Below are 11,969 nucleotides of genomic sequence, written 5' to 3' on the forward strand. Positions count from 1 at the left end.
TAGAGGTCTTGGGCGTATTCGGTCTCGTTGTCGTAGAGCTCGAAGAGCAGTTCGTAGGTGTAGTCCTTGAGTTCGGCGCGGCGTGCTTCGGATTCCTCGGCCAGGGCGCGCTGGTACTTGTAGCCGATGTAGTAGCCGTGCACGGCCTCGTCGCGGATGATCAGCCGGATCATGTCGGCGGTGTTGGTGAGCTTGGCCCGGCTGGACCAGTACATCGGCAGGTAGAAGCCGGAGTAGAACAGAAAGCTCTCCAGCAGCGTGGAGGCCACCTTGCGCTTGAGCGGGTCATCGCCGCGGTAGTAGTCCATCACAATGTGGGCCTTGCGCTGCAGGTTCGGGTTCTCCTCCGACCACCGGAAGACCTCGTCGATGTCGCTGGAGGAGCACAGCGTGGAGAAGATCGAGCTGTAGCTCTTGGCGTGCACGGACTCCATGAACGCGATATTGGTCAGCACCGCCTGCTCGTGCGGGGTCACCGCATCGGGGATCAGGCTGACCGCACCGACGGTGCCCTGGATGGTGTCCAGCAGCGTCAGCCCGGTGAACACCCGCATGGTCAGCTGCTTCTCGGAGTCGGTCAGGGTGTTCCACGACGGGATGTCGTTGGACACCGGCACCTTCTCGGGCAGCCAGAAGTTACCGGTCAGCCGATCCCAGACCTCCGCGTCCTTCTCGTCGGTCACCCGGTTCCAGTTGATCGCCGACGCCCGGTCGATCAGCTTCACTTCGCTCACCTGCGGAACCCTTCAGTTGGGGGGAGAAACACCACCTCGGCCGTGGATGCGACCGACACCCGAACACTACCCGTGGGGTGCGACAACATCAGTTAACACAACACGTTGTGTTCTGGCGTGTCGCGTGACACCCCGACCGGATCAGCCCACGGCGGCGTTGCGGGGGGTGGCGCTGCGCAACGGCAGGTCGGCGTCCAGATCGATGTCGAGCAGGTCGGCGATGCCGGAAATGGTTCCCAGGATGACGGTGGTCAGGTGCGCCACGAACTTCGCGGTCGGCATCCGCGGCGGGCTGTACGGATCAGATCCCAACCACCAATCGGTGGCCGTCGAGGCGGCCCCGAAGCAGGCGGCGGCGGCCAGTTCCAGGGATGAGGCGTCGAGGTGCAGGTCCTGAAGTTCGTTGTTGAACATCTCGGCGATGGCCATGGTGATCTCACGACCCTCGTTGAGTCCGCGCGTGGTTGATTCGGCCGGCTCCGGGAAACGGCCCTGCAGGACGAAACGCAGCACGTTGGGGTGCTCTTCGACGAGGTTGACGTACTCGGCCACGCAGCGTCGCACCACTTCACGGGTGGGGTCCACGGCCAGGTCGATGGTCGGAAAGATCGCGGTCACCAGCATGTCGCGCAGCCGCTTTCCGATCGCACCGAACAGATCGGCCTTATCACTGAAGTGCCGGTAGATCTTGGGTTTGGCGGTGCCCGCCTCGGCGGCGATCTCATTGAGACTCACCTGAGGACCGTTGCGGTCGATGGCCCGGACTGCGGCGTCGACGATCTCGGCACGCACCCTCTTGCGGTGCTCGCGCCAGCGCTCGCTGCGGGCGTCCACCTTCGCCGGTTTCGCACCCGGCAGCGGGACTGCAATCCTGCGCACCCCTAGCACTCTACTGCCGTGACATGCTTTCTCTCGTCGCGAGTGCAGGCCCGCGGGCACTCCCGGCTAGCATCAACAACGACCGAACTTCTTGCACTTCACACGAGACTGAGCCGAAGACTGTGACCGAGCGATTCGACCTGGTGATTGCGGGCGGCGGGCCGTCGGGCTCGGCGGCCGCCTGGCAGGCCGTGCAGACCGGCGCCAAAGTGATGGTGCTGGATAAGGCGGTGTTCCCCCGGGACAAGCCGTGCGGCGACGGGCTGACCGCCCGGGCGGTCAGCTACCTGCAGAAAATGGGCCTGGCCGACGAGGTCGCCGGATTCCACCGGGTCAACCGGGTCACCGTGTTCAGCCCCTCGCGCTGGGAGTTGTCCTTCCCCAAGCGTCCCGGCATGCCCGACCACGGCCACACCGTCAGCCGGACCCTGCTCGACGGCATGCTGCTCGAGCACGCCGAGAAGGCCGGCGCGGTGGTGCGCCAGGGCGCCGAAGTCAGCGAACCGGTTTTCGACGAGCGCGGCCGGGTCAGCGGGGTGGTCCTCAAGGGCGGGGAGAAGGTGTACGGCGACGCGGTGATCGCCGCGGACGGCGCCTACTCCCCCATCAAGCGGGCGCTGAAATTGGATTCGGAGTACAACGGCTATTCGGCGATCGCGATCCGCGCCGAGATGGACGCCGACGTGGCCGACTCCGACAGCCTCGACATCTACCTCAAGCTGGAGTTCCAGGGCGAACAGCTGCCCGGCTACGGCTGGGTGTTCCCGATGGGCGGCGGTCGGCTGAACATCGGGCTGGGCTACGTCAACAGCTACAAGAACTGGCAGGCCATCAACGCCACGCAGTTCCTCGGGGAGTTCATGGACACGCTGCCGCGGGACTGGAAACTGCCCGCCATCGAGGAACTGAAGAAGAACAAAAGCGTGCGGGCCTGGCGACTACCGATGGGCTTCACCGCGTGGCCGCCGTGGCGTCCGGGGGTGTTGTTCACCGGCGACTCGCTGGGCGCGGGTAAGCCGGCGTCCGGGGCGGGGATCTCCAAGGCCCTGGAGTCGGGCCTTGCCGCCGGGGAGTGCGCGATCGCCGCGCTGGAGAACGGCGGGCCGGACGATTTCACCAACTACGCCCAGCGGATGGAAGCAGCCTGGGGCACGGAGTACCGGCGCGGCCGCTATTTCCACAAGTTGCTCGGCTACCCGAAACTGGCCGGTGCCGGTATCAAGCTGATCGACAACGCCCGCTTCCGCGACGCGATGCTGAAGTCGATGTACAAGAAGGCCGAAGGACCCCTGCACAAGGTGCTCTGACTCCCCCTGCCACTGCTACCGCAGACTGCGTCGGTAGCGGCGCATCCCGGCGATCCACCGGTCGTAGTCGGCGGCCTTCTGCCCGAACATGGTCTGAACCTCCGGGTGCGGAAGCACCAGGAACCTCCCGTCGGTGATGGCCTGCAGCACCAGGTCAGCCACCCGGTCCGGGCTGATCACCGCGCCCGCGCCGGTGACGGCAGCGCCGGCCACCTGGGTCTGGGCATCCGGCGACTCCGACATGGCCCGCAGCAGTGGGGTATCGACGCCCATCGGGCACACGCAGCTCACACCGATCCCCCGATCCCCGTAGGTGACGGCCAACCATTCGGCGAACCCGACGGCGGCGTGCTTGGTGACGCTGTAGGGCGCCGCACCGAGTTGGGTCAGCAGGCCGGCGGCCGAAGCGACGGTGACGAAGTGTCCGCGTCCACGCTCAAGCCATTGGGGCACAACAATTTTGGCCGCACGAATATGGGCGCGCACGTTGACGTCGAGAATCTCGTCCCAGGCGGCTTCGTCGTCGCCAAGGCCGGACTGGCCGACGATCCCGGCATTGGCAACATAGATATCCACGGGGCCGAAGTGGTGGCGGGCGGCGTCGAGCAATGCCGCGATGCCGCCGGCGCTCGCCGCATCCGCGGCCACCCCCACCCCGCCGATCATCGCCGCGGTCTCGGCTGCCGACACCGCGTCGAGGTCGCCGGCCACCACCGAGGCGCCGGCAGCCGCCAGCGCCGCCGCGATCGACCTGCCGATACCCGAACCGGCGCCGGTGACCACGGCCACCGACCCCTCGATCTTCACAACTCATTCAACATCGCCGATGATCCGGAGGAGGCGAGAAGGCCAGAGCCGTCTGACGGACTCCCGGTGCGAGGCCGCTTAGGGGCGCAGGTTTACTCGCGGATAAGGTGAAAACCTTCCAACGCACGGGGTGATTCGAATGACCGCATGGGCTGCGCGCTCGGTTCCTGTCGTGACGGCGGTTCTCGTTGTCCTGGGGTTTGGCGCTCCACCAGCAGTCGGCTCACCGCCCGTCCCGCATTCGCCGTCGTTTCCGGCAGCACCGGCACCCGGGATGGACCGGTACGTCGACCCCGTGAACGGGTGGTCGATCAGCTATCCCGTCGGCTGGCGGGTCGACGGATCAAATCCCGCATTCGTACAGATCCGCGATCCCCAGGACCAGGCCCTGGTGGGTATTCGCGTCTGGCCGACCGACCTGCCGCTCAACGCCGTCGTGGATCAGATGCTGACGTCGGAGGAGCAGTATCAAGGTCAAAGTGGCGTGACCAACGTCATCAAGGGCCGGCAGATGGGCGTCCTGCCGAACGGCACGTCGTTCGTCGATGTCCGCGTGGAACGTCAGCCCGGCGGACGGTCCCGTCAGATCTATGCGCTTAGGGGCGGTGAGGCTTTCGGCGTCAACGCCGAAACCTCGGTCGCCTTGTGGGACAGCTTCAACCCAGACTTCAACGGAATGCTGCAGTCCTTCGCGCTGCCGACGCAGTAGGGCACTACCCGGCGTCGCAGACCTCACCTGCAGGCCTTACCTTTTCCCCGGCACGGGTCCTCCCCACGGTGCGAGGCGCTCAACGCCCTTTCCCGGCGTGTCGGATCGCGCCAGTGCCCGATCTGTCGCACTAATGATGTTGTCTCGTTTCGACACCGAAGGGACCCATTCACGTGAGCTACACCGCCGCCGACATCACCGAACTGGACGACGTCCAGCACACCCGCCTGCGCCCCGCGGTCAACCTCGGCCAGGACGTGCTCAACACCGCGCTGCGCGAGATCGTCGACAATGCCGTCGAAGAGGTGGCCGACCCCAGCCACGGCGGCTCCACAGTCACCATCACGCTGCACTCCGACTCCTCGGTGACGGTGGCCGACGACGGCCGCGGCCTTCCGGTGGACACCGACCGCAAGACCGGCAAGAACGGCATCGTCAAAACGCTGGGCACCGCCCGCGCCGGCGGGAAGTTCTCCGAACACACCGACGCCACCGGCACCGGGGCCGGGCTGAACGGAATCGGCGCCGCGGCGGCGGTGTTCATCTCCGCGCGCACCGACGTCACCGTCCGCCGCGACGGAAAGACCTACACACAGCGCTTCCGCGGCGGCTACCCGGGAGTTTTCGAGGGCACCGACTTCGACCCGAGGGCGCCGTTCGTCCGCGACGACACCCAGAAACTGCGGGGCGTGTCCAACCGGGCACCGCGAGATCACGGCACCGCGGTGCGCATCCTGTTCGACCCGAAGGTGGCACCGGACTGCGCGATCGACATCAACGAGGTGCTGCTTCGGGCCCACGCCGCGGCCCGGATGTGCCCCGGTGTGCACCTGCAGGTGATCAACGAGGGCTGGCCCGGCGAGATCACCGAACTTGTGTCCCAGCCCTTCGCCGGCCTGTGGGGAACCGACGCGCTGCTGGATCTGATGTGCGCCGCCGGCGGCACACCCAAGCCGGAGGTGCAACTACTCGTCGAGGGTTCAGGTTCCTACACCACCGGGCGGGGGCAGACCCCGATGCGCTGGTCGGTGGCGGCCGGTCCGGCCGAGCCGGCGACGATCGCCGCGTTCTGCAACACGGTGCGCACCGTCAACGGCGGCTCACATCTGTCGGCGGCGATCAAGGGGCTCACCGAGGCGCTGGCCGACAAGGCCGGCCGGATGCGCGACCTGGGCCTGGCCAAGGGCGAGGAGGGTCCCGAGCCGCAGGACTTCGCGGCGGTCACCGCCCTGGCCGTGGACACCCGCGCCCCCGACGTGTCGTGGGACTCCCAGGCCAAGACGTCGGTATCGTCGCGGTCGCTGAACCTGGCGATGGCCCCGGAAGTGGCCCGCGCGGTCAGCGTCTGGGCCGCCAGTCCGGCCAACTCCGCGGCGATCAGCACGTGGACGAAGCTGGCGCTGGAGTCCGCGCGGGCCCGCCGCAGCGCCGAGGGCGCCAAGGCCCGCTCCCGAGCGGCCTCCAAAGCCAAGGGGCTGGGCACCAACCTGTCACTTCCGCCGAAGCTGCTGCCCAGCCGGGAGAGCGGACGCGGCAGTGGGGCGGAGCTGTTCATCTGCGAGGGCGACTCGGCGTTGGGTACGGTGCGCAGCGCCCGTGACGCCACTTTCCAGGCGGCATTCCCGCTGAAAGGCAAGCCGCCCAACACCTTCGGCTGGACGGCCACCAAGGCCAGGACCAAGGAGGAGTTCGACGCGATCGAGCGCATCGTGGGTTGCGGCCTGCGTGAGCACTGCGATCCGGAGAAGTCCCGCTACGACCGGATCCTGTTCGCCTCCGACGCCGATCCGGACGGCGCCAACATCAACAGCAGCCTGCTGTCGATGTTTCTGGATTTTCACCGCTCTCTGGTCGAGGCCGGAATGGTGTTCGTGACGCTGCCGCCGCTCTTCGTGGTCTACAACCCCGATACGCGCATGTACTGCCAGGACGAGTCCGAGCGCGACGAAGCCGTCGCCCGGTTGAAGGCAACGTCGAAGAAGAAGGTCGAAGTTCAGCGCAACAAGGGTCTGGGCGAGATGAACGCCGACGACTTCTGGAACACCGTGTTGGACCCGGCCCAGCGCACCGTCTACCGCATCGGGCCCGACGACAAGGCCAAGGACCTGCACCGCATCCTGTTCGGCGGCCCGGCGGAGGGCCGACGCGACTGGATGGCCGCCGCCGCCGCCCGCATCGACACCGCCGCGCTCGATCTCAACTAAGGAGTACCCATCGTGGCCACCACCGTCATCGAACAGAATCCCGATCTGGTTCACGACGTCTCCGCCGACGACTACTGGAACCGCTACCAGTTGCTGTTCGCGCTCTACAGCACGTCCGACCGCGCGATTCCCAGCGCCTACGACGGGCTCAAGCCCGGTCAGCGGCGGCTGCTGTACCAGATGCATTCGTCAAACCTGTTGCCCGGCAACAAGCCTCAGAAGTCATCCAAAGTGTGCTCAGCGGTCACCGGCAACCTGCACCCGCACGGCGGCACCGCCATGTACGGCGCCGCGGCACTGCTGGCCGCCGACTTCCAGCGGGTCAAGATCATCGACGGCCAGGGTGCGTTTCCCCGTATCCAGGGCGACATCCCCGCCGCGGATCGCTACACCGAGATGCGGCTGTCACCGGCCGGTGCGGCGCTGACCGCCGAGTTGGCCGACCACGCCGTGCCGATGACCGAGACCTTCGACGGGGAGTGGATCGAGCCGGTGGTCCTGCCGGCCCGTTTCCCGGTGCTACTGGTCAACGGTGCCATCGGCATCGCCGAGGGCTGGGCGACCAAAGTTCCCGCCCACAACCCGCGGGACGTGATGGCCGCCTGCCGGGCGCTGCTGTCGAAACCGAAACTGTCCGACGACGCCCTGATGGAACTGCTGCCCGGACCTGACTGGGGCAGCGGCGGTTCGGTGGTCGGCTCCGAGGGGCTGCGCGACTACGTCACCACCGGCCGCGGGTCGTTCACCGTCCGCGGCACGGTGACGGTGGAGGGCCGCAACGTCGTCATCACCGAATTGCCTCCAGGGGTGGCCAGTTCCACTGTGCAGGAACGCATCCGTGCCCTCATCGAGGGCGGGGACCTGCCCGGGGTGGCCGACATGACCGATCTCACCGATCGCCGCAACGGGCTGCGCATCGTGGTCTCCGCCAAACGTGGGCACGACCCCGAGCAGCTGCGAACCTCACTGCTGGCACTGACCCCGCTGGAGGGCACGTTCGCCGCCAGCCTGGTGGCGCTCGACGCCGACCGGATCCCTCGGTGGTGGTCGGTGCGGGAGTTGATCACCACGTTTCTGGCACTGCGCGACTCGGTGGTGGTGCGCCGCAGCGAGCATCGGCTGGAGAAGGTCACCGCCAGAAGGCATCTGGTGGCCGGCCTGCTGCTGGTCCACATCGACATCGACGCGGCGGTGGCGGTGATCCGCGGCTCGGACACCGTTGAGGAGGCCCGCGCCGGGCTGTGCGAACGCTTCACCATCGACGAAACCCAGGCCGACTACGTGCTGGCCCTGCAGCTGCGCCGGCTCACCCGCCTGGACGTGATCGAACTTCGCACCGAGGCCGACAAGCTCGACGCCGAGTTCACCGCGCTCACCGAGCTGCTCGAATCCCCCAAAGCCCGTAAGAAACTCATCGACACCGAACTGAGGCAGACCGCGAAGCTGTTCGACGCCCCCGAGTTCGACCGGAGAACCGTGCTGGATGTCGACGCCACCCCGGTCTCCGGCGGATCCGCCGAGGACGGACCGCGGGAGAAAAAGCCCAACCCGAACTGGCGGCTGGATGACCGCGGGGTGTGCTCCGACAGCCACGGCGAACTGCTGTCGGCCGGCCTGGGCTGGGCGGTCTGGGCCGACGGCCGGGTCAAGTTCACCACCGGGGCGGGGCTTCCGACCAAGATCCGCGACGTCCCGGTCGCCCCCGACATCACCGGGCTGCTGCGTTCCGGCGTGCTCCCGGACGGGGCGCACCTGGCGCTGGTCACCCGCCGCGGCAAGGTGCTTCGCATCGACCCCGCGGCGGTCAACCCGCAGGGCGCGGCCGGCAACGGGGTGGCCGGCATCCGGCTGGCCGAGGACGGCGACGAGGTGATCGCGGCGCTGCCGCTGAGCGGCGCCGGCACCGAGGCGCTGCTGTCGGTGTCGGCGAAGGGCTGGAAGGTCACCGCGAGCTCCGACATCCCGGTCAAAGGCCGCGGCGGCGGCGGAGTCGGGTTCCATCCGTTCGTCACCGGCGAGGACGCGCTGCTGTCAGTGACGCTGTCCCCCGGCGGTTTCCGCCGCGGCGCCAAGGCGGTGCGGGCGGAGATGCGCTCGAAGGCCACCGTGAAAGGCGCCCCGGCCGACGTCATCCCCGCCGACTGAGACACGCGGGGGGTCAGTCTCACCGACATGGCGCTCGGCGACGCCCAGCTGCGATTTGGCTCTTGTCAGCCTCTGGGCATTTAACCTCTGTGCATGCCACGGAAATTGAGCGACGAAGAAGTTGCGACCTATCTTGACAGCCGCCCGGGCTGGGCGATCCTGAGCACCCTCGACCAGGAGGGTTTCCCGCACAGCGTGCCCCTTGGATACTTTCGCTTCGGCCGCGACATCGTCATGGGTGTGCGAGACGGGACACGCAAAGTTGCCAACGTCGAACGCAATCCGCAGGTGAGTGTCCTGCTCGAAGACGGCTCAAGCATGGCAGACATCCGGGGAGTGATGTTGCAAGGTCACGCCCGCATCGTTCGCGAACGAGGCGAAGCACTTGAGCTCGCGAGGGAAGGGGCCCGGGCGCGCGGCGTGCCGGAGTCGGAGTGGCCCACCGAGCCCAGGCCGGGCGCCGCCTACATCCGCATGACCCCCGTCAGAACCGTGTCCTGGGATTACGGTTCGGCGTCCGACCAGGCTTAGTCCGTCCGGGGCCGACTCAACCGCCGATCCGGCAATCCGGACAGCATCGCGAGTAACGTAGTGGGCCTGGGCGGGCGGCGGAGTTCAGCTAAGAAGTTTGGCTCGGTGCCCGGCAGTCGGCGGCAGGCAAAAGCAGAGGATCGGGTAGCCCATGTTGACAGCAGCACTCCTGGTCACGGCACTGCTCTTCGGCGGAATGATTCTCTACTCCTTCGGATTTGCCGCCTTCGTGTTCTCGGCATTGCCTATGGAGACGGCAGGTCCGACCATTCGTCGCGCCTTTCCCCATTTTTATGTGTTTGTTGTCGCTACAGCAACGGTGGCCGCGATGCTTCTCTGGCCATCTGCCCGGTCATTGTCTTTCGGACTCACCGCCATCGCGTTGACCGGTCTGCTGGCCCGCCAGATCCTGATGCCCGCCATCAATCGCGCCACCGATACCGGTGCGAAGGCCCGCTTCAAATGGCTTCACGGGCTGTCCGTGTTGGTCACTTTTTCACACATCATCCTGTCAGGATGGGTGCTGACGCAGATTCCCGGTCTCGCCGCCTAAGGCGGGTCTGTGTTGGGTACCGCAGCTGAATACGGGGACTTGTGGGACCGCCGGGCAGATCAATGCGCTGCCAGAGGAGAACCGGGTACACCCAGAATGAAATCCGTCTTCAGAATGGTCGTACGAACCCTTACCGCTGCCATGCTCTTCGGCCTGCTGCTTGTCGGGCTTCAGGCGGGATCCGCGACCCGGATCACCGCATCGGCCAGCCCTGCACCCGCCCAGCAGCCCAGCCCTGAGCAGGTGACTGTGGGGGTCTATATCCAGAACGTCCAGGCTGTCGACCTCAGCACCAACAGCTTCTCCGCCGACTTCTACGTCTGGCTGCGATGGCGCAATCCCGACATCGACGCACCAGCCGGCATCGAGGTCCAGAACGTGTTCGAGAACTGGGCGCTGACCAAGACCGAGGTCTACCCCGAACCGAGCAAACAACCCGACGGCTCGCTGGTCTGGCTTGGGCGCTATCAGGGGAATTTCAATTCCCCGCTGTCGGTTGCGGACTATCCCTTTCAGAAGCAGAACCTGCGCTTCGTGTTCGAGGAAGCCATCTTGGATATCGGGCAGCTCGTCTACGTGCCAGACAAAGACCCGATCGTGGTCAACCAGGACATCACTCTCGCGGGCTACCACTTCGGGGAGCCGCGCATCGAATTCGGCAGCCACGTCTACCCGACGTCGTTCGGGGATGTCGAATCTGGCCCTGACGACCGCACCTTCGCCCGGGTTGTCGTGGAGGTACCGGTGACGTCTCCGGTGACGTCGGGCATCTTCAAAACCATCCTGCCGTTGCTGATCGTGCTCATCGCCGCGGCGCTCGGCGTGATCATCCCCGCGTCCTACGTCGACTCCAAGGTCAACGTGCCGATCACGGCCTTGATCGCGCTGGTCGCAATGCAATTCGGGGTGTCCTCAACGCTGCCCGAGGTCGGCTACCTGCCGATGATCGACTTGATCTACCTACTCGCCTATGCCGCCGTGACCGCGATGCTCGGAAGCGCGGTCATCGGCGCGTGGAGACTGAGGCACGAGGGCGAGGACGCGGCGATGAGCCTCGAGCGCCGATTCACGCTGTGGATCTGCGTGGCGTTCGTGGTGAGCTTTCTCGCGGCTATCGTGTTGTACATGCTTACCCCGTAGTCCGACCGAAACCGGTGAGCGGCGGCGTTGTTCGAGGTCTGCGGGTGGGCTCGAAGGCTGCGAGCGTTGCGCCAGGAGTTGAAGGTAAGCACCCGCGAAACCGCAGAGGCCGCTGGTCGTTCCCGCGTGACCCTGCACCGCATCGAACGGGGCAATCCCTCGGTGACGGTGGGCGCATACGCCGCCGTGGACGCTGCCCTGCGCTCACTTAACGCGCGGAAGGGGACCGCGGTGATCGCCGGCCCGACCGTACCGTCGCGAGGTTCCCCCAACTCCGCCGTCTGGCGTGGAATCTCGCGGACGACGCCGAGATCACTCCGCAAGAGGCCCTAGCGCTCTACGAGCGGAATTGGCGGCATGTGGATCACGACGCCCTGACCCCGCAGGAAGCTTCCTTCATCGACCACCTCGTGAACACTGTCGGGAACGGGACGCTTCTTGGTTAGCCGTCGCCATGACGCTATGCGGCTTGGGGTTGGTGGGTTCATCTTCTCGCTTAGCTTCGATCTGTGGATCAAAAGGGTGGCAGGCACAGTTGGTCCGGTCCGCGGCACCAGCAGCTCGCCGGGGTCTCTCGTTACTGCACCCGCCCACCCTGGTGGCCAACCTCCGACCGAACCTGACACCGACACCCCGGAATCGGTTGGAGCCGTCGCCTGACATCGGCCCAGACTGAGCATCCTCGACCGCCTCAACGCCGAGCTCGCGGGCGGCGGACGCGATGGCCGCCCGCACCCCGGCCTCGGAGCGGTGCGCGGCGGTGGTCGGCAGGCGCGCCCCGACCGAGCCTGGTCCCCGGAAGGGACCGGCCCTCCCCCGAATCAGGGGTGCGGGGGAGGGCCGGAGTCTCGGGTGCCCGCCTGCGGTTACGGGGTGCCGGGGGTGCCGGGGGTGCCGTTGACCTGAACCGCTGAGGGGCCCAGGGCGACCGCTTGTCCGCCGGTGCCGCCGGTGCCGCCG

At 66.9% G+C, this 11,969-nt stretch carries 11 protein-coding genes; 8 read left to right on the top strand and 3 right to left on the bottom strand.

Features of this window, described 5'->3' with window-relative positions:
• A partial coding sequence (locus ADBZ5N_RS13180; protein WP_526258015.1) for a ribonucleotide-diphosphate reductase subunit beta occupies positions 1-725 on the bottom strand: 725 nt, incomplete at its 3' end.
• A gap of 150 nt (positions 726-875) precedes the next feature.
• A complete protein-coding gene (locus tag ADBZ5N_RS13185) occupies positions 876-1,613 on the bottom strand; it encodes a TetR/AcrR family transcriptional regulator (RefSeq protein WP_526257997.1) in 738 nt (245 codons plus the stop codon).
• A 122-nt stretch (positions 1,614-1,735) separates the two neighbouring features.
• Here ADBZ5N_RS13185 and ADBZ5N_RS13190 point away from each other — a divergent pair, with 122 nt between their 5' ends.
• Complete coding sequence (locus ADBZ5N_RS13190) at positions 1,736-2,920, top strand: NAD(P)/FAD-dependent oxidoreductase (protein WP_526257999.1); 1,185 nt, start codon at positions 1,736-1,738, stop codon at positions 2,918-2,920.
• Between the two features lie 15 nt (positions 2,921-2,935).
• Here ADBZ5N_RS13190 and ADBZ5N_RS13195 read toward each other — a convergent pair whose 3' ends face one another.
• Positions 2,936-3,727 carry an SDR family oxidoreductase gene (locus tag ADBZ5N_RS13195; protein ID WP_526258001.1) on the bottom strand — a complete coding sequence of 264 codons (792 nt, stop codon included), beginning with the start codon at positions 3,725-3,727 and terminating at the stop codon, positions 2,936-2,938.
• Positions 3,728-3,899: 172 nt separating this feature from the next.
• Here ADBZ5N_RS13195 and ADBZ5N_RS13200 point away from each other — a divergent pair, with 172 nt between their 5' ends.
• From ADBZ5N_RS13200 to ADBZ5N_RS13230, 7 genes are all read left to right on the top strand, one after another.
• Positions 3,900-4,436: a hypothetical protein gene (locus ADBZ5N_RS13200; protein ID WP_526258003.1), complete on the top strand. Its 537-nt coding sequence runs from the start codon at positions 3,900-3,902 to the stop codon at positions 4,434-4,436.
• A 173-nt stretch (positions 4,437-4,609) separates the two neighbouring features.
• Positions 4,610-6,640 carry a toprim domain-containing protein gene (locus tag ADBZ5N_RS13205; protein ID WP_526258005.1) on the top strand — a complete coding sequence of 677 codons (2,031 nt, stop codon included), beginning with the start codon at positions 4,610-4,612 and terminating at the stop codon, positions 6,638-6,640.
• Positions 6,641-6,649: 9 nt separating this feature from the next.
• The gene (locus ADBZ5N_RS13210; protein ID WP_526258017.1) at positions 6,650-8,785 is read left to right on the top strand and encodes a DNA gyrase subunit A; all 2,136 of its coding nucleotides are present in this window, start codon (positions 6,650-6,652) and stop codon (positions 8,783-8,785) included.
• Positions 8,786-8,878: 93 nt separating this feature from the next.
• Positions 8,879-9,316 carry a pyridoxamine 5'-phosphate oxidase family protein gene (locus ADBZ5N_RS13215; RefSeq protein ID WP_526258007.1) on the top strand — a complete coding sequence of 146 codons (438 nt, stop codon included), beginning with the start codon at positions 8,879-8,881 and terminating at the stop codon, positions 9,314-9,316.
• A gap of 151 nt (positions 9,317-9,467) precedes the next feature.
• Positions 9,468-9,869 (top strand): DUF4149 domain-containing protein, encoded by a 402-nt coding sequence (locus tag ADBZ5N_RS13220; protein WP_526258009.1) that lies wholly within the window; start codon positions 9,468-9,470, stop codon positions 9,867-9,869.
• A gap of 141 nt (positions 9,870-10,010) precedes the next feature.
• On the top strand, positions 10,011-11,009 hold the full coding sequence (locus ADBZ5N_RS13225; protein ID WP_526258011.1) for a ligand-gated ion channel: 999 nt from the start codon (positions 10,011-10,013) through the stop codon (positions 11,007-11,009).
• Positions 11,010-11,036: 27 nt separating this feature from the next.
• Positions 11,037-11,342, top strand: coding sequence for a helix-turn-helix transcriptional regulator (locus tag ADBZ5N_RS13230; protein WP_526258013.1), 306 nt, complete (start codon positions 11,037-11,039; stop codon positions 11,340-11,342).
• Positions 11,343-11,969: the final 627 nt, after the last annotated feature.

The sequence above is a fragment of the Mycobacterium sp. genome (assembly GCF_044370595.1).
Lineage (GTDB): Bacteria > Actinomycetota > Actinomycetes > Mycobacteriales > Mycobacteriaceae > Mycobacterium.